This window comes from Ensifer adhaerens (genome assembly GCF_013283195.1).
Taxonomy (GTDB): Bacteria; Pseudomonadota; Alphaproteobacteria; order Rhizobiales; family Rhizobiaceae; genus Ensifer; species Ensifer adhaerens_G.
The window spans coordinates 246,658-262,695 of the sequence record NZ_JABEKT010000001.1 but is presented as its reverse complement, the minus strand read 5'-3'; the positions used below and the strand labels follow the sequence as shown (position 1 = coordinate 262,695).

The following is a 16,038-nucleotide window of genomic DNA, read 5'->3' as shown; positions in this document are numbered from 1 at the left end:
AACAAGCTCGCCTCAGTTCTTGCTCATGGCTGCGAGCCATTCGTCGATCCAGGCCTTGCGGTTTGCCGCCACGTCTTCCGACGGCAGCAGGAAGGTCTTGGCCGGATTGACCAGCTTGCCGAAGGCTTCAGGCAGCGGCTCCTTGGTGGCGGCGACAGGCATCATCCAGTTGGTGGTCGGGATGATCGACTGGAACTCCGGACCGGTCATGAAGCCGAGAAACTGCTTGGCAAGCTCCGGCTCCTTGGCGCTCTTGGTCATGCCGGCGACTTCGATCTGGATGTAGTGGCCTTCCGAGAATTCGGCCGCCTGGTAGCGGTCGGTGTTCTCAGCCACCATGTGGTAGGCGGGAGACGTGGTGTAGGAGAGCACCATCGGTGCTTCGCCCTTGGTGAAGAGACCATAGGCTTCCGACCAGCCTGGCGTCACGGTCAGAACCCGATCCTTGAGCTTGGCCCAGGCGGCACCGGCTTCGTCGCCATAGACGGCCTTGACCCACAGGAGCAGGCCGAGACCCGGCGTCGATGTGCGCGGATCCTCGATGACGATCTTCTGCGACGGGTCGCCTTCGACCAGGTCCTTCAGGCTCTTCGGCGGGGTCTTCAGGGTCTGGGTGTCGTAGACGACGGCGAAATGGCCGTAATCATAGGGAAGGAAGGTGTCGTCGGTGAAGTCGCCGGGCACCTTGACGTCCTTGGCCTCGATGCCGTGCGGCGCGAAGAAGCCGGTGGCCTTGGCTTCGGCGACGAGGTTGGTGTCGAGGCCAAGCACGATGTCAGCCTTGGAGGCAGCACCCTCGAGTTTCAGGCGGGTCAGAAGCTCGACGCCATCGGCGACGCCGACATAGGTGACCTTGCATTCGCAGGTCTTCTCGAAGGCTTCGGCGACCTTGGCGCCCGGGCCCCATTCGGTGATGAAGCTCTCATAGGTGTAGACGGTCAGAGTCTTGTCTGCGGCAGACGCGCCGGTCGTAAAGACAAGGCTGGCGGCAGCGGCAAGCGCTAGCCGGCTAAGGAACTTCAGTTGCGATGATTTGGACATGGCAGGCACCTCTCCCTAAAAATAATGTTGCATGGGAAAAGGGCGTATCGATCCGATCGCGTCTAATCCCTCCGCCGGTATGAGCCGGATCAGGTTCCGCGGGTTGGCGTTAAACGCCTCTCAGCCTTCGGCCAGCATGTGGTCGGAAGGCACCCCGTTAGAGCGGGTAGAGATTTACCGCCGTGACGGTTTGATGGCAAGCGGAGTTTGAACGCGGTATCCGGCAGCCCGACGCCCGCCGATGCTGCGAAGCCTGATGACATCAGCGCAAAATCGCCGGATCGCCCCCTCGTTCGGTTTTCTTGCTTTTCCTTGGCAGTGCCTTTGCGCTATGGGCTTTGCCATGGCCCGATCCACCTTCACCATTCTGCTCGGCGGTGCACTGACCCTTACCGATCGCCTTGCGCGCCAGCTTGCCGGCAGCCGCTTCGTTGCGGCCGATGGCGGCATGCGGCATGCGCGCACCCTGTCGGTAATCCCCGACGTCTGGGTTGGCGATTTCGATTCGACCGAGGAGACGCTGCTTGCCGAGTTTGCCGGCGTCCCGCGCGAACCCTATCCCGCCGCCAAGGCTGCAACCGATGGTGAAATCGCCGTCGAGGCTGCGCTTACGCGCGGTGCGGGAGCCCTGATCTTTGCCGGTGCGCTCGGAGGATCCCGCAGCGATCATGCCTTCCTGCACCTGCTTCAGGCCGCTTCGCTGGCCGAACGCGGCTTGCCGGTGTTCATGACGTCGGGCGAGGAAGAGGCCTATCCGCTGCTTTCAGGCGAGATCGAGATCGATCTGCCGAAGGGCAGTCTGTTTTCGATCCTCGGACTGACCGATCTCTTCGGCCTGACGATCGTCAATGCGCGCTATCCGCTGACCGATTTCACCTTGCCGTTCGGGTCGTCCCGCACCGTTTCCAATGTTGCGGAGGGTCCCCTTCGCATTTCCCTCGACACCGGCCGGGCGATTGTTCTCGCTCGCCCCTATGACCTTTCCGGAGCCTGAGCCTTGGCGCCTCCCATTCTGAAACTCGACGATATCTTCCTCACCTTCGGGGGCACGCCGCTTCTGGCCGGCGCCAACCTGCAGGTGGAGCCGGGCGATCGCATCTGCCTTGTCGGGCGCAACGGTTCCGGCAAATCGACGCTGATGAAGATCGCTGCCGGTCTTGCCGAGGCGCAATCGGGTGAGGTGTTCCGCCATCCGTCGTCGACGGTCCGTTACCTGCCCCAGGCACCGGATTTCGAAGGCTACGACACGGTGCAGGCCTATGCGGAATCGGGCCTTGGCCCAAGTGATGATCCCTATCGCGTCGCCTATCTGCTGCAGCATCTGGGTTTGACTGGCGAGGAGGATCCGACGCGCCTTTCCGGCGGCGAGGCGCGCCGCGCGGCACTCGCGCGCGTGATGGCGCCGGAGCCGGATATCCTGTTGCTCGACGAACCGACCAACCATCTCGACCTGCCGACGATCGAATGGCTCGAAGACGAGCTGACCCGCAGTCGCTCGGCCCTGGTGCTGATCTCGCACGACCGGCGCTTCCTGGAAAAGGTATCGACCGCGACGGTATGGCTCGACCGCGGTCAGTCGCGCCGGCTCGACCGGGGTTTCGGCCATTTCGAAGCCTGGCGCGACGAAGTGCTGGAGGCCGAAGAACTGGAACAGCACAAGCTCGGCAAGGCGATCGAGCGTGAGGAGCACTGGCTGCGCTACGGCGTCACCGCCCGGCGCAAGCGCAACATGCGCCGTCTCGGCGAGCTGCAGGACATGCGCTCGCGCCATCGCGGCCACAAGGGGCCGCAGGGCTCCGTCCAGGCGACTGCGTCGGACGCCAAGGAATCTGGAAAGCTGGTCATCGAGGCGGAAAAGATCACCAAGGCTTACGGCGATCGGACGATCGTCGCGCCGTTTTCGATCCGTGTGCATCGCGGCGACCGGATCGGCCTCGTCGGTCCAAACGGTGCCGGCAAGACCACGCTGTTGAAGATGCTGACCGGGCAAATCGAGCCGGATACCGGCACTGTGAAGCTCGGCACCAACCTGGAGATGGCGACGCTCGACCAGAAGCGCGAGGATCTGAACCTCGAGGACACGCTGGCCCATTACCTGACCGACGGACGCGGCGAGAGCCTGATCGTCAACGGCGAGCAGCGCCATGTGACCGGCTACATGAAGGATTTCCTGTTCCAGCCGGAGCAGGCCCGGACCCCCATCCGCGAGCTTTCGGGCGGCGAGCGCGCCCGGCTGATGCTGGCGCGCATTCTTGCCCGCGCCACCAACTTGCTGATCCTTGACGAGCCGACCAACGACCTCGACATCGAAACGCTCGACCTGCTGCAGGAAGTCGTCGCCGGCTTTGCCGGAACCGTCATCCTCGTCAGCCACGATCGTGACTTCCTCGACCGCACTGTCAGCTCGACCATCGCGCCGGGCAATCCGGAAGCGCCTGATGGTCGCTGGATCGAATATGCCGGCGGCTATACCGACATGATGGCGCAGCGCAAGGGCGCGATCGAGGAGCGACGCAAGGCCGAGAAGGCGGAAAAGGCGAAGGTGTCCGACGCCGCGGCCCCTGCAGGCGAAACGTCGAAGGCCAAGGGCAAGCTCTCTTACAAGCAGAAGTTCGCGCTTGAAAACCTGCCGAAGGAGATCGCCAAGGCCGAAGCGGAGGCTGCCAAGCGCGAGGAGCGGATGGCTGATCCCAATCTCTTTGCCAAGGATCCGAACACGTTTGCGAAGCTGGCGCAGGAGCTGGAGAAGCTTCGCGGCGATCTCGCGCGCATGGAAGAGGAATGGCTGGAGCTGGAGATGCTGCGCGAGGAACTGGAAGGCTGAGCCTCACGGGCCCCCCGCGTTGAAAGTTGGCAAGGAGTATGATAAGGAAAGCTTATTATATCTCTTGTGAACGATCCTGATGCCGACAAAACTCGAATCCGAAACCATCGGCATGTTGCTGACCGATGTCTCCCGCCTTCTGCGCGGCGCCTTTGACCGCAAGGTCAACGCGCTCGACCTCGGCATCACCCCAGGCGAAGCCCGCACACTGATCCAGGTGGCGCTGACCGAGGGCATCAAGCAGGCGGAAATCGCCACGCGCATGGGCATAGAGCCGATGACGCTGTCGGCCTATCTCGACCGGCTGGAGGCAATGGAGCTTGTGGCCCGGATGCCCGACCCGGCCGACCGCCGCGCCAAGAACGTTGTCATCACCGACAAGGCGGATCCGCTGCTCACCGAGCTGATGGCGGGCCTGCGCGAAATGATGAATGCCTATACGGCTGGGCTCGACGAGGCGACGCGCGAGATGCTGCGCGGGAACCTGCGCATCCTGCGTGACAATCTGCGCCGCCTCGACCCCTGCGTCGCCGGCAAGGAGAAGGGTGCAAAGGAATGACGCGCCGCATGAGCGAACGGCGCACCAGCATCATCGGTGCCTTCCTGGTGGCGCTCGGCCCCGTTTCCATGGCGCTCTATACGCCGGCGATGCCCGAACTGGTGCGGGCCTTCTCCTCCAGCGAGGCGGCAATCAAGATGACGCTGTCGCTCTATTTCGCCGGCTTCGCCTTCGCGCAGCTGGTATCGGGCACGCTTTCCGACGTCATCGGCCGCCGGCGCACGACGCTGATCTTCATGGCCATCTACCTTGCCGGCAGCCTGATGGCGGCCTTTGCGCCGTCGGTTGCGGTTCTGCTTGCCGGGCGCCTGGTGCAGGGCATCGGCGCCTCGGTGGGCATGACGGTTGCGCGCGCCATCGTGCGCGACCAGTTTACCGGCCTGCAGGCAGCAAGGATCATGAACATGATCGGCATGATGCTGGCGATCGGCCCGGCGGTGTCGCCGACGCTCGGCGGCCTGGCGCTCGGCCTCTTCGGTTGGCAGTCGATCTTCTTCCTGATGGTCGGCTTTGCGCTGATGGCCTGTGTCAGCGTTCAGTTCTTCATGGCCGAAACCGCGACGCCCGATCCGGCGAAGGGGCATCTGCGCCCGATCCTTGCCGCCTATCGCGAGCTTGTGACCGACAGCCGCTTCGTCTCCTCGACCCTTGTGATCGCCGGTGCCGTCGGTGCGCTCTATGCCCAGGCGACCATGCTGCCCTTCGTCCTGATCGGGACGGTCGGGCTGACGCCCACCCAGTTTGGCGTCGGCATGCTGATGCAATCCGGTTTCTTCTTCTCGGGTACCGTCACGGTCAGGCTGCTGATGCGGAAATTCACGCCGCAAGCGCTGGTGCCGGCGGGGCTTTGTTTCATTGCCATCGGCAGCGTGGCGCTTGCCTACACCATGCATGCGCTCGAGCCGAGCTTCCTGTCGGTGATGGCGCCGGTCGGCGTCTATGCCTTCGGCATCGCCTTCGTCATGCCTTACATGATGACGGCGGCCATGGCGCCTTTCCCGCATATTGCCGGCACGGCCTCGGCGATGATGGGGTTCATCCAGATGGGCGCCGGCCTTCTCGGCGGTGCCTTGGCGGCCGTCGTCGGCGTACCGGTGCTGGCGCTCGGCACGATCATACCGAGCTTCGGCCTTCTCTGCGTGCTCAGCTATCTCTGGTACCGCCGCACCGTCCGCCTGGCGCCAGCGGCGGCGCCGGCCGATGGCAAGCAGGCCCTGCCGGAGGCGGCTGAGTAACAACGGCTCTGCCTGAACAGGACGCATAAAAAAGCCTCCGCGACCCAGGTCGCGGAGGCTTTGTATTAGGCTCTCGCAGTTTAGCGGTTGCGCGCGGCCAGCGTGCGCAGACGCAGCGCGTTGAGCTTGATGAAGCCGGCTGCATCCTTCTGGTCGTAGGCGCCCTGGTCGTCCTCGAAGGTGACCAGCTTGTCGGAATAGAGCGACTTGGCGCTTTCGCGGCCGGTAACCATGACGTTGCCCTTGTAGAGCTTCAGTGTCACTTCGCCTTCGACATGTTCCTGGCTCCGGTCGATCGCCGCCTGCAGCATTTCGCGCTCCGGCGAGAACCAGAAGCCGTAATAGATCAGCTCGGCGTAGCGCGGCATCAGCTCGTCCTTGAGGTGGGCAGCACCTCGGTCGAGCGTGATCGATTCGATCGCGCGGTGGGCGGCAAGCAGGATCGTGCCGCCGGGGGTCTCGTAGACGCCGCGCGACTTCATGCCGACGAAGCGATTTTCGACGAGGTCGAGGCGGCCGATGCCATTGTCGCGGCCATAGTCGTTGAGCTTGGCCAGCAGGTTTGCCGGCGACAGGCGCTCGCCGTTGATCGAGACGGCGTCGCCGCGCTCGAAGCCGACCTTGATGACGGTTGCCTTGTCGGGGGCCGCTTCCGGCGAGATCGTGCGCATGTGCACGTACTCAGGAGCTTCCTGCGACGGATCTTCCAGAACCTTGCCCTCGGACGAAGAGTGCAGCAGGTTGGCGTCGACGGAGAAGGGCGCCTCACCCTTCTTGTCCTTGGCAACCGGGATCTGGTGCTTCTCGGCGAATTCGAGCAGGTCGGTGCGGCTCTTGAACGACCAGTCGCGCCAGGGCGCGATGATCTTGATGTCGGGGTTCAGCGCATAGGCCGACAGCTCGAAGCGGACCTGGTCATTGCCCTTGCCGGTGGCGCCATGGGCGATGGCGTCAGCGCCGGTCTTCCTGGCGATATCGATCAGGTGCTTGGAAATCAGCGGCCGGGCGATCGAGGTGCCGAGCAGGTATACGCCTTCGTAAACGGCGTTGGCACGGAACATCGGGAAGACGAAATCCCGGACGAATTCCTCGCGCACGTCCTCGACGTAGATTTCCTTGATGCCGAGCATCTCGGCCTTCTTGCGCGCCGGTTCCAGTTCTTCGCCCTGGCCGAGGTCGGCCGTGAAGGTGACGACTTCGGCGCCGAGTTCGGTCTGCAGCCACTTCAGGATGATCGAGGTGTCGAGACCGCCCGAATAGGCGAGAACGACCTTTTTCACGTCTTTATGCGATGCCATGGTTTCCGTCCGTCTGGTCTTGGGAGAGGGCGGCGTGCCGCCTTGGAAATTCTGCGGCACTTTATCCAGAACACGCCTGGATACAAGCGGAACAACGCTGCAACAGCCGAATCCGCTCGCAAAAGCCGACGAGGCGGAATAGACCGGGCGACCGAGTGTTCCGGGGATCGCATACATGGACTTCCTTCCCAGCCTGCCAACGCTGTTCGGCTTTGCCGCAGCCACCCTTCTGCTTGCGGCAACGCCCGGTCCCGACATGACGCTGTCGATCAGCCGGGCGCTGTCGCAGGGCAAAAAAGCGGCGCTGTTCGTGGTGCTCGGGACAAGCTTCGGCATTGTCGTCCATACGTTGCTCGTTGCCTTCGGCATCTCGGCGCTGATCACGGCCTCGCCGACGGCGTTTCTGGTGCTGAAGACCGGCGGTGCCGCCTATCTGCTCTGGCTTGCAGTGCAGGCGATCCGGCATGGATCGACGCTCTCGGTCAAGACGGTCGATAGCGCGGCGGGCACCGCGCTTTCCAACATTTCCTCGGGTTTCTGGGTGAACCTGCTCAACCCCAAGGTCATCATCTTCTTCATGACCTTCCTGCCGCAGTTCGTCAGCGCCGGCGATGCGTCGGTGACAGGCAAGCTTCTGTTTCTCGGCGCGCTGTTCATCGTCATCGGCATGCCGGTGAACATGCTGGTGGTCTTTACCGCCGACTGGCTGTCCGCCTGGCTGCAACGCAACAAGGCTTTCATGCGGGCGCTCGACTACAGCTTTGCCGGCGTCTTCTCGGTCTTTGCCGCGAAGATTTTCATGGCGACGGCACGATAGGTTTCAGCAGAGAGGCTGCCCCTCATCTGCCTGCCGGCATCTTCTCCCCGCGCGCGGGGAGAAGAGCGTTTGCCGCATCGTTTGACGGCAACAGCGGTCGTTGGAACAGCGTCGGGGGGAACCGTCTTTGGGTGTGCAACCGACGCCGTTGGCCGGAGAGGGCTGAGAGGTCGCCGCGTGTCTCTTCTCCCCGTCTTGACGGGGAGAAGATGCCGGCAGGCAGATGAGGGGCAAGTTCGTGCGACGCGATCAGCCGATCAGCAGAGCGTCGTCGTCGAGCGTCTGGCCGCGGATGCGGCGGAACATGGCGATGAGGTCCTCGACCTGCAGTTCCTTGCGGCTGTCGCCGGCAACGTCGAGCACGATCTCGCCACCGTGCAGCATGACGGTGCGGTGGCCATAATCGAGCGCCTGGCGCATCGAATGGGTGACCATCATCGTCGTGAGCTTGCGTTCCGACACGATCTTCTGCGTGAGGTTCATGACGAACTCGGCCATGCCCGGGTCAAGGGCTGCGGTATGCTCGTCGAGCAGCAGCACTTCGGAGCCGGCAAGCGTCGCCATTACCAGCGAAACCGCCTGGCGCTGGCCGCCCGAAAGCAGATCCATGCGGTCGCCCATGCGGTTTTCAAGGCCGAGATTGAGTTCGGCGATGCGCTCGCGGAAATGCTCGCGGCGCTTGGGTCCGAGCGCTGCCATCAGCCCGCGCTTTTCGCCGCGCTTGGCGGCAAGCGCCAGGTTTTCCTCGATCGAAAGCGCGCCGCAGCTGCCGGTCAACGGATCCTGAAACACGCGGGCGACGAGGCCGGCGCGGGCGGCTGTGCCCTTGCGGGTGACGTCGGTCTTGCCGATCGTCACCTGGCCGGCGCTCGGCAGCACGTCGCCGGCGAGAACGCCGAGCAGCGTCGACTTACCGGCGCCGTTGGAGCCGATGACCGTGACGAAGGAGCCTTGCTCGATGGTGAGGTCGACGCCGTTCAAGGCCTGTTTCTGCAGCGGCGTTCCCTTGCCGAAGACGACCTGGATGTTCTTGACGCTGATCATGCCGCACCTCCGCGACGAAGACGGGGAAGGATGAGGGCAAAGGTCACGAGCACGGCCGTGACGAAATTGAGGTCGGAGGCCTGCAGGCCGAGCATGTCGGTCGACAGCGCCAGCTGGATGGCGATGCGGTAGAGGATCGAGCCGAGCACGCAGCCGATCAGCGCGATCAGGATACCGCGGGCGCCGAGCAGCGTCTCACCGATGATGACGGCGGCAAGGCCGACGACGATAGTGCCGACGCCCGAGGTGACGTCGGCAAAGCCGTTGGTCTGGGCAAAGAGCGCGCCGCCGAAGGCAACGAGCGCATTGGAGATCGCCATACCGAGATAGATCTGCTTGTTGGTGTCGACACCCTGCGCGCGGGCCATGCGGGCATTGGCGCCGGTCGCGCGCATCGCAAGGCCGGCATCGCTTTCAAGGAAGCGCCAGACAACGATGACGGCCACGAGCACGAGCACGCCGATGAACAGCGGGCGAACGTAGAACTCACGCAGCCCGAGGCCGAAGAACGGCGAAAGCATGGTGTCGGCGTTGATCAGTGCGACGTTGGGTTTGCCCATGACGCGCAGATTGACCGAGAACAGCGCGATCATCGTCAGGATCGAGGCCAAGAGGTTGAGGATCTTGAAGCGCACGTTGAGCATGGCCGTGACGATGCCGGCGGCAGCCCCTGCCACCATGGCGACGCCGGCCGCGATCCACGGATTGACGCCGGCGATGATCAACACGGCGGTAACCGCGGCACCGAGCGGAAAAGACCCGTCGACTGTCAGGTCAGGGAAATCGAGAACCCGGAATGCGAGAAAGACGCCGATGGCGACGAAGGCGTATACCAGCCCCAGCTCGACGGCTCCCCATAAAGCGATTTGACTCAAATCCCCGACCCTCTTTTCCTGCCGCCCGCCCCAAGCTTCTTATATCGGCGCGGCGTCCCCGGTTGGCGCATGACGCCCCAAGATCCGGCGTCGGCGCAGTTTCAAACTGTCTGAGCGTATCTTGCGTAGCGCAAGGCAACCGCAGCGCTCCAATAACGAACCGCCCTCGTATGGAACGAGGGCGGCCAAAACGCAATAAACTTGAACCTGAAAAGGCTCGAAGCCTTATTCTACAACGCGTGTAGCGCGCTTGACGACACTTTCCGGAAGGGTGACGCCCATCTTTTCAGCGGCCTTCTTGTTGATCACCAGGTCGGAACCGGCGGCAACCTTGACGGCGATATCACCCGGGTTTTCGCCCTTGAGGATGCGAACGACGATTTCGCCGGTCTGCTTGCCGACGTCATAGTAGTTGAAGCCGAGGGCTGCGAGCGAGCCGCGCGAGACCGAATCCGTATCGGCGGTGAAGAGCGGCAGCTTGGCTTCTTCGGCCACGGCAACCGCACCTTCAAGTGCGGAGATGATGGTGTTGTCGGTCGGAACGTAGATCGCGTCGGTACGGCCGACGAGCGCGCGGGCAGCGCCCTGGACTTCAGCGGACTTCGTCGCTGCAGACTCGACCACCGTCAGGCCGGCCTTTTCGGCTTCCGTCTTCAGTACCGCCAAAAGCGACACCGAGTTGGCTTCGCCGGAGTTGTAGAGATAGCCGATCGACTTGACGTTTGGCAGGATCTCCTTGATCAGCGCCACGTGCTCGGCGACCGGAGACATGTCGGAAAGACCGGTGACGTTGCCACCCGGCTTGTCCATGTCCTTGACCAGCTGCGCGCCGATCGGGTCGGACACGGCGGTGAAGACAACCGGGATGTCACGCGTCGAGGAAACGACGGCTTGGGCCGACGGGGTGGAGATCGGAACGATGACGTTCGGTGCTTCGCCGGCGAACTGGCGGGCGATCTGTGCGGCGGTTGCCGGGTTGCCCTGGGCCGACTCGTAGAGGAACTTGAGGTTCTCGCCTTCCTTGTAGCCGGCGGCCTTCAGCGCGTCCTTCACGCCGTCGCGCGCAGCATCGAGAGCCGGATGCTCGACGATCGCGGTTACGGCGACAGTCACCTCATCGGCGCGTGCGGGCAGGGTAAATGCCACCGTGGCGGCAAGGGCGATGAGAAGTGAGCGCATGGGTGTCCTCCTAGATTGATTGCCCGCTTTCTTAGGAAACCGGGACCATGAAATCAATCGATAGGAATTGCATCACCCATCAAAGTTCTTCATCGATCAGGATATGCTTGCGGTTGAACTTGGATAGCGCCGAGATGCGGACGGAAAACCGGGCCGCACCCGCCGCATGCCTCAGTCCTCGCCGTGATTGGCGATCATCATCGCTTCGAAGGCGAGGCGGTCGACCTTGCGCATGCGCTCGGACTCGGACTTCAGCTGGCCGCAGGCGGCAAGGATGTCGCGGCCGCGCGGCGTGCGGATCGGTGAGGCATAGCCCGCCTGGTTGATGAAGTCGGCAAACTTCTCGATCTGCTCCCAGTCGGAACACTGGTAGTTGGTGCCCGGCCAGGGGTTGAACGGGATGAGGTTGATCTTCGCCGGCACGCCCTTCAAGAGCTTGATCAGCTCCTTGGCGTCCTCGAGGCTGTCGTTGACATCCTTCAGCATCACATATTCGAAGGTGATGCGGCGCGCATTCGACAGGCCCGGATAGGCGCGGCAGGCGTCCATCAGTTCCTTCAGCGGGTACTTCTTGTTGATCGGCACCAGCATGTCGCGCAGGTCGTCGCGCACGGCATGCAGCGAGATCGCCAGCATGACGCCGATCTCTTCGCCGGTCCGGTAGATTTCAGGCACGATGCCGGAGGTCGAAAGCGTGATGCGGCGCTTGGAGAGCGACAGGCCCTCGCCGTCGGAGGCGATCAGAAGCGCGGTCTTGACCTCTTCGAAATTGTAGAGAGGCTCGCCCATGCCCATCATGACGATGTTGGTGATCTTGCGGCCTTCGGCCGGCACGATCGCGCCCTGGGGCGTGTCGCGCTCCGGGAAGTCGCCGAGCCGGTCGCGCGCCAGAAGCAGCTGCGCCAGGATTTCCTCGGCCGTCAGGTTGCGCACCAGCTTCTGCGTGCCGGTGTGACAGAACGAACAGGTCAGCGTGCAGCCGACCTGGCTGGAAATGCACAGCGTGCCGCGGCCTTCCTCAGGAATATAGACCGTTTCGATCTCGACCGGACGGCCGGCGCCGCGGGCGGGAAAGCGCAGCAGCCACTTGCGGGTGCCGTCGCCCGAGGTCTGTTCCTCGACGATCTCAGGCCGGGCAATGGTGAAATGCTGCTTCAGCATCTCGCGCATGTCCTTGGACACGTTCAGCATCTCGTCGAAATCGGAAACGCCGCGCACATAGAGCCAGTGCCAGAGCTGGCTGACGCGCATCTTGACCTGACGCTCGGGAACGCCCTTTTCGACGAGCGCCTTGGCCATGTCCTCGCGCAACAGCCCGATCAGGGAAGGCTTCTCGGCCTGCGGGGCGATGCGCGCCTGCGGTGCCCTGACGGTATCCACCCGGTTCAAGATTTCAGTGGCTGCCATGCTGTGGTGTCCTGTCGTACAGAAAACGCCCGTCCGGAGAAGGGGTCCGGAGATTGTCCTGATGCTCGAATTGAAATCGGTCGAGCCTTCAAGCGCAGCCATTGGGGGCGCGGGGCTCTGAATTTTCCGGGGCTTTAGCATTGTTTTGGCCCGGAGTCACGCGCAGTCGATCCTGAATGCAAAAAGGCCGGCGTCGAGCGCCGGCCTTCGACTTTGCCTCAAAGGCGAAAGCTTACTTGCAGGCTTCGATCTGCTTCAGTGCAGCCGAAATGCCCGACAGAGAATAGGCGTAGGTGGTCGTCGTGCCCTTGCGGGATTTGGCGTTGACCGACATCGCCTTGCCGGTTTTCATCGCCGCGACGAGCGCCGGCTCTTCGGCCGCGTTCTCGACCCAGGCGGAGTTGCCCTTGGTGAACATCACGAAGGTGCGGCCGTCGATGACGACGTTGACCTTGGAGTTCTCCTGCAGCGGATAGCCCATCATCGCCTGCGGCTCATAGCTGATGTTCTGGCCGGGGCGCTGGGAAACCAGGAAGAAGATGTCGCCGTGGTCGACGCCGGCCGGGCTCTTTTCCTTCGGAACCGACAGGACATAGCAGACCTTGCCGCCGCCGGAATTGTAGGAATAGGCGCCCCAGGCATTGAACTGCTGGATGCGCGTCGGCGACTGGGCGGCAGCCATGCTGGCGGTTGCCAGAACGAGTGCGATTGCAGTTGCGATCTTTCTTACAAACATGAGGTCCTGCCGCTTTTCTTGCTTTTCGATCACCCGAAACAGGTCAGACGGGCGACGCGTAGTCATGATTTCATTTGTTGTGACTTAATTCAGGTTACCAAACCGTCAACGAAGGCCAAAATCCGCTGATTTCAGCCCCGAAACGAAGCATTTGTGGCCTTCGCTCCGGCGTCGCCAGATCTGCCGTCCATTCATCTATCCAGCGCTCTGCTGGCTTCGAATGCTCGGCGCCTCGGGCCGTTGTTCCGGATTGTTTACCGCCTAAACCATTTCAGACGACGCCCGTCTCGACGAAGACGTCCCAACGCGCGCTGTTCTCAAATGTCTATGCCACAAAGATTCGGGCAAGAGTTTGACTTTTGGGCAGGAATACGGCGCGGTTGCGGATATGCTGCGTTTCCCTCGGTCAATCCTGCGGATTGTCGGCCAGCGTTTCGTCGGCCTTGAGATAGTGGGCTTCCTTGATCTGCCCGCTGATGGCGGCGAAGGCGGCGGTCAGAACCGCGACGTCATCGGAAAAGCCGACGACGGCGAGAAAATCGGGAAGGAAGTCGAGCGGCAGCACGAAATAGGCGAGCGCCGCCAGCAGGATGCCGCGTGTGCGCGTCGGGGTCTTCGGGTCGATGGCGCAATAATAGGCGGCGACGAGTTCGCGGCTGAACGGTATCTGACGGGCGGCGCGGCGGAAGGTCGGCCAGAAGCGCCGCTTGACGCGCTTTTCCCTGCGCTCCTGTTCGGATTCTTCGCCGGGCAGGAGAATTTCACCAATCTTTACGTCGTCCATCGCCTCTTTCCGATGTTGCAACGCTCACAATATGGGACGTGCCGGCGTTATTTCAAATGGTCGGGCATGCGACCCGCCGCTGCCTTGTCCATCCTGGCGGCCAGCTTGAAGTCGAGATCTGTCAGGCCGCTGGCGTCGTGCGTCGTCAGCGTGACGTCGACGCGATTGTAGACGTTGAACCATTCCGGGTGGTGATCGAGCTTTTCGGCAACGATCGCCATCTCCGTCATGAAGCCGAAGGCTTCGACGAAATTCTTGAAGCGAAAAGCCTTCCAGATGGAGGCGCCGTCCTCGGCCCTGACCCACCCTTCCATCTTGTGCAGCTGTTCGGCGATCGTCGCCTCGTCGAGTTTCTCCGGCCTCATCCGTTCCTCCCAACTCAATCCCTGTTCGAAGGCTGCATGGCCGCGTATATGTCGACCTGCCCCTATCTCCTTGAAATGGATAGCATGAAACCGATCCGAATTCTTTTTGTTTGTCTCGGCAATATCTGCCGTTCACCGCTGGCCGAAGGCGTGCTTCGCGAATGCGCCGCACGGCAAGGGTTGGCGTCGCAGATCACCGTCGATTCGGCGGGCACGGGCGCATGGCATATCGGCGATCCGCCGGACCGCCGGTCGATCGAAGCGGCGCGCCGCCACGGTATCGATATTGCGGGGCTTCGCGGGCGCAAGGTATCGAAGGCCGACTTCGAGGCTTTCGACCTCATTCTCGGCATGGACGGAGAAAACGTCAGCACCCTTCGCCAAATCGCGCCGGCCGGTCTGGCCGGAAAAATTGACCTGTTTCTCGCTTACGCTTCGGGGTGGGACCAGGACGTTCCTGATCCCTATTATGACGGCCCTGAAGCATTCGAACGGCTTTACCAGATGTTGGAAGCCGGATGCTCGTCGTTGCTCGACAGGCTCGAAGAGCGAGCTTCGTGAAGCGGAAATACCTCTTCGGTGAGGTAGGGGCCACCGCCGACCGAATCGCGCGACGACAAGAGCACGAAGCGTGAAACGGTGAAGGGCGAGGCCATGAAGTTGCCGCGGCCGGAGAGATATTCGACTACATCCTCGACGCGGCTGGAGCGCAGCCTTGCAAGCGTGACATGCGGCGTGAACTTGCGCGGATCCGCCGGCAGCCTGAGCCTCTGGCAGATGCGCTCGATTTCGGCCTGCAGCGCGTACATTTCCGGATGGTTGCTGACCCCGGCCCAGACGGAGTGCGGTTTCTTCGAGCCGAAGGCGCCGGTGCCGGTGAGCTGCAGCTGGAACTCCGGTCTTTCGATCCGGTCGAGCTTGTCGATGATCTCGTCTGCGGTGCGCCAATCGACGTCACCAATAAAGCGCAAGGTGATGTGGTAGTTCTCCACATCGATCCAACGAGCTCCGGGAAGACCTCCGCGCAGCAATGAAAGACTCATCGCAACATTGCGCGGAATTTCGAGGGCGGTGAATAGTCTCGGCATGGCGAGCTCCCCGAATCTCTTGCAGATGTCTCAGCGAATCACGCATCGAGTCTGCAGGCAACTACTATTTGACGCTTGCGAATATTAACACTCTCTTAACTGTGGATGATTTGTTCACTCCGCCTTTCCCAGTGTTGCGATGAAACGTTCGACGGTGGGCAGCGCCTTTTCGACCATGATGCCGACGCCGTTGCCGTTCGGGTGCATGCCGTCTTCAAGCTTGAGTGCCGCGTCGGTGACGACGCCATCGAGGAAGAACGGGTAGAGCTCCAGCCCGTATTTCTCTGCAAGGTCCGGATAGATCGGGTTGAAGCGGGCGGCATAGTCGGCGCCCATGTTCGGCGGAGCCATCATGCCCGCGAGCAGGACAGCGATGCCGCGCTCCTTCAGCCGCGCGATCATCGCCTCGATGTTCTTGCGGGTTTCCTCCGGCGGGATGCCGCGCAACGCGTCGTTGGCGCCAAGCTCAAGGATCACGCCCTTGGTGCCGTCGGGGATCGACCAGTCGATGCGCGCGAGCCCGCCGGAACTGGTGTCGCCGGAAACGCCGGCGTTGGCCACGGTGACGTCGAGACCCTTTTCCTTCAGCGCCTTTTCAAGCCGCGCCGGGAAGGCATCCTCGGGTGGCAGCTGGTAGCCCGCCATCAGGCTGTCGCCGAAGCCGACGAGGCTGATCGTTTCCGCCCGTGCGGTCGCCGATAACGCAATTGTCATTGCGAGCCCCAAGAAAAACCGTTGAAAACCTTTTAATGCCATGGGTCTGTTCCTAAATCGCGGGAGCCGTTT

At 62.5% G+C, this 16,038-nt stretch carries 17 protein-coding genes and 1 riboswitch; of the genes, 6 read left to right on the top strand and 11 right to left on the bottom strand.

Annotation, left to right across the window (positions count from 1 at the left end; all coding sequences use genetic code 11):
* Positions 1–12: 12 nt before the first annotated feature.
* On the bottom strand, positions 13–1,041 hold the full coding sequence (thiB, locus tag LPJGGPFB_RS01270) for a thiamine ABC transporter substrate binding subunit (RefSeq protein WP_173418380.1): 1,029 nt from the start codon (positions 1,039–1,041) through the stop codon (positions 13–15).
* 49 nt (positions 1,042–1,090) lie between these two features.
* Positions 1,091–1,208: riboswitch (TPP riboswitch) on the bottom strand.
* Positions 1,209–1,384: 176 nt separating this feature from the next.
* On the opposite strand from thiB, the gene LPJGGPFB_RS01265 reads away from it, so the two are divergent.
* The 4 genes from LPJGGPFB_RS01265 to LPJGGPFB_RS01250 all read left to right on the top strand — a co-directional run bounded on the left by LPJGGPFB_RS01265 (position 1,385) and on the right by LPJGGPFB_RS01250 (position 5,659).
* Positions 1,385–2,035 (top strand): thiamine diphosphokinase, encoded by a 651-nt coding sequence (locus LPJGGPFB_RS01265; RefSeq protein WP_173418379.1) that lies wholly within the window; start codon positions 1,385–1,387, stop codon positions 2,033–2,035.
* 3 nt (positions 2,036–2,038) lie between these two features.
* The gene (locus LPJGGPFB_RS01260; protein ID WP_173418378.1) at positions 2,039–3,865 is read left to right on the top strand and encodes an ABC-F family ATP-binding cassette domain-containing protein; all 1,827 of its coding nucleotides are present in this window, start codon (positions 2,039–2,041) and stop codon (positions 3,863–3,865) included.
* Positions 3,866–3,944: 79 nt separating this feature from the next.
* Positions 3,945–4,424, top strand: coding sequence for a MarR family winged helix-turn-helix transcriptional regulator (locus LPJGGPFB_RS01255; RefSeq protein ID WP_173418377.1), 480 nt, complete (start codon positions 3,945–3,947; stop codon positions 4,422–4,424).
* Positions 4,421–5,659: a multidrug effflux MFS transporter gene (locus tag LPJGGPFB_RS01250; protein ID WP_173418376.1), complete on the top strand. Its 1,239-nt coding sequence runs from the start codon at positions 4,421–4,423 to the stop codon at positions 5,657–5,659. The genes LPJGGPFB_RS01255 and LPJGGPFB_RS01250 overlap by 4 nt, the downstream gene beginning before the upstream one ends.
* Before the next feature lie 80 nt (positions 5,660–5,739).
* On the opposite strand, the gene LPJGGPFB_RS01245 is transcribed toward LPJGGPFB_RS01250, so the two are convergent.
* Entirely contained in the window at positions 5,740–6,957 is a 1,218-nt protein-coding gene (locus tag LPJGGPFB_RS01245) for an argininosuccinate synthase (protein ID WP_173418375.1), read from the bottom strand.
* Positions 6,958–7,132: 175 nt separating this feature from the next.
* On the opposite strand from LPJGGPFB_RS01245, the gene LPJGGPFB_RS01240 reads away from it, so the two are divergent.
* Positions 7,133–7,774 carry a LysE family translocator gene (locus LPJGGPFB_RS01240; RefSeq protein ID WP_173418374.1) on the top strand — a complete coding sequence of 214 codons (642 nt, stop codon included), beginning with the start codon at positions 7,133–7,135 and terminating at the stop codon, positions 7,772–7,774.
* A gap of 249 nt (positions 7,775–8,023) precedes the next feature.
* On the opposite strand, the gene LPJGGPFB_RS01235 is transcribed toward LPJGGPFB_RS01240, so the two are convergent.
* The 7 genes from LPJGGPFB_RS01235 to LPJGGPFB_RS01205 all read right to left on the bottom strand — a co-directional run bounded on the left by LPJGGPFB_RS01235 (position 8,024) and on the right by LPJGGPFB_RS01205 (position 14,164).
* On the bottom strand, positions 8,024–8,818 hold the full coding sequence (locus LPJGGPFB_RS01235) for an ABC transporter ATP-binding protein (protein WP_053251658.1): 795 nt from the start codon (positions 8,816–8,818) through the stop codon (positions 8,024–8,026).
* On the bottom strand, positions 8,815–9,693 hold the full coding sequence (locus LPJGGPFB_RS01230) for an ABC transporter permease (RefSeq protein WP_173418373.1): 879 nt from the start codon (positions 9,691–9,693) through the stop codon (positions 8,815–8,817). The genes LPJGGPFB_RS01235 and LPJGGPFB_RS01230 overlap by 4 nt, the downstream gene beginning before the upstream one ends.
* A 225-nt stretch (positions 9,694–9,918) precedes the next feature.
* The gene (locus LPJGGPFB_RS01225; RefSeq protein ID WP_173418372.1) at positions 9,919–10,872 is read right to left on the bottom strand and encodes an ABC transporter substrate-binding protein; all 954 of its coding nucleotides are present in this window, start codon (positions 10,870–10,872) and stop codon (positions 9,919–9,921) included.
* A gap of 171 nt (positions 10,873–11,043) precedes the next feature.
* Complete coding sequence (rlmN, locus tag LPJGGPFB_RS01220) at positions 11,044–12,279, bottom strand: dual-specificity RNA methyltransferase RlmN (RefSeq protein WP_173418371.1); 1,236 nt, start codon at positions 12,277–12,279, stop codon at positions 11,044–11,046.
* 232 nt (positions 12,280–12,511) lie between these two features.
* Positions 12,512–13,015 carry an invasion associated locus B family protein gene (locus tag LPJGGPFB_RS01215; RefSeq protein WP_025425200.1) on the bottom strand — a complete coding sequence of 168 codons (504 nt, stop codon included), beginning with the start codon at positions 13,013–13,015 and terminating at the stop codon, positions 12,512–12,514.
* 406 nt (positions 13,016–13,421) lie between these two features.
* A complete protein-coding gene (locus tag LPJGGPFB_RS01210; protein ID WP_173418370.1) occupies positions 13,422–13,799 on the bottom strand; it encodes a YkvA family protein in 378 nt (125 codons plus the stop codon).
* 47 nt (positions 13,800–13,846) lie between these two features.
* Positions 13,847–14,164 carry a 4a-hydroxytetrahydrobiopterin dehydratase gene (locus LPJGGPFB_RS01205; protein ID WP_173418369.1) on the bottom strand — a complete coding sequence of 106 codons (318 nt, stop codon included), beginning with the start codon at positions 14,162–14,164 and terminating at the stop codon, positions 13,847–13,849.
* An 84-nt stretch (positions 14,165–14,248) separates the two neighbouring features.
* Between LPJGGPFB_RS01205 and LPJGGPFB_RS01200 the strand changes: the two genes are divergently transcribed.
* A complete protein-coding gene (locus LPJGGPFB_RS01200) occupies positions 14,249–14,725 on the top strand; it encodes a low molecular weight protein-tyrosine-phosphatase (RefSeq protein WP_173418368.1) in 477 nt (158 codons plus the stop codon).
* Here the strand turns inward: LPJGGPFB_RS01200 and thpR are convergent.
* Together thpR and LPJGGPFB_RS01190 are read right to left on the bottom strand one after the other, a co-directional pair.
* The gene (gene thpR / locus LPJGGPFB_RS01195; RefSeq protein WP_077500866.1) at positions 14,662–15,252 is read right to left on the bottom strand and encodes an RNA 2',3'-cyclic phosphodiesterase; all 591 of its coding nucleotides are present in this window, start codon (positions 15,250–15,252) and stop codon (positions 14,662–14,664) included. The genes LPJGGPFB_RS01200 and thpR overlap by 64 nt on opposite strands.
* Positions 15,253–15,366: 114 nt before the next feature.
* Complete coding sequence (locus LPJGGPFB_RS01190; RefSeq protein WP_173418367.1) at positions 15,367–16,008, bottom strand: arylesterase; 642 nt, start codon at positions 16,006–16,008, stop codon at positions 15,367–15,369.
* Positions 16,009–16,038: the final 30 nt, after the last annotated feature.

Bases quoted from the DNA above. Each gene is read 5' to 3' on its own strand.
- thiB (WP_173418380.1), bottom strand. From the start codon at position 1,041: ATGTCCAAATCATCGCAACTGAAGTTCCTTAGCCGGCTAGCGCTTGCC.
- LPJGGPFB_RS01265 (WP_173418379.1), top strand. From the start codon at position 1,385: ATGGCCCGATCCACCTTCACCATTCTGCTCGGCGGTGCACTGACCCTT.
- LPJGGPFB_RS01255 (WP_173418377.1), top strand. From the start codon at position 3,945: ATGCCGACAAAACTCGAATCCGAAACCATCGGCATGTTGCTGACCGAT.
- LPJGGPFB_RS01250 (WP_173418376.1), top strand. From the start codon at position 4,421: ATGACGCGCCGCATGAGCGAACGGCGCACCAGCATCATCGGTGCCTTC.
- LPJGGPFB_RS01245 (WP_173418375.1), bottom strand. From the start codon at position 6,957: ATGGCATCGCATAAAGACGTGAAAAAGGTCGTTCTCGCCTATTCGGGC.
- LPJGGPFB_RS01240 (WP_173418374.1), top strand. From the start codon at position 7,133: ATGGACTTCCTTCCCAGCCTGCCAACGCTGTTCGGCTTTGCCGCAGCC.
- LPJGGPFB_RS01235 (WP_053251658.1), bottom strand. From the start codon at position 8,818: ATGATCAGCGTCAAGAACATCCAGGTCGTCTTCGGCAAGGGAACGCCG.
- LPJGGPFB_RS01225 (WP_173418372.1), bottom strand. From the start codon at position 10,872: ATGCGCTCACTTCTCATCGCCCTTGCCGCCACGGTGGCATTTACCCTG.
- rlmN (WP_173418371.1), bottom strand. From the start codon at position 12,279: ATGGCAGCCACTGAAATCTTGAACCGGGTGGATACCGTCAGGGCACCG.
- LPJGGPFB_RS01215 (WP_025425200.1), bottom strand. From the start codon at position 13,015: ATGTTTGTAAGAAAGATCGCAACTGCAATCGCACTCGTTCTGGCAACC.
- LPJGGPFB_RS01210 (WP_173418370.1), bottom strand. From the start codon at position 13,799: ATGGACGACGTAAAGATTGGTGAAATTCTCCTGCCCGGCGAAGAATCC.
- LPJGGPFB_RS01205 (WP_173418369.1), bottom strand. From the start codon at position 14,164: ATGAGGCCGGAGAAACTCGACGAGGCGACGATCGCCGAACAGCTGCAC.
- LPJGGPFB_RS01200 (WP_173418368.1), top strand. From the start codon at position 14,249: ATGAAACCGATCCGAATTCTTTTTGTTTGTCTCGGCAATATCTGCCGT.
- thpR (WP_077500866.1), bottom strand. From the start codon at position 15,252: ATGCCGAGACTATTCACCGCCCTCGAAATTCCGCGCAATGTTGCGATG.
- LPJGGPFB_RS01190 (WP_173418367.1), bottom strand. From the start codon at position 16,008: ATGGCATTAAAAGGTTTTCAACGGTTTTTCTTGGGGCTCGCAATGACA.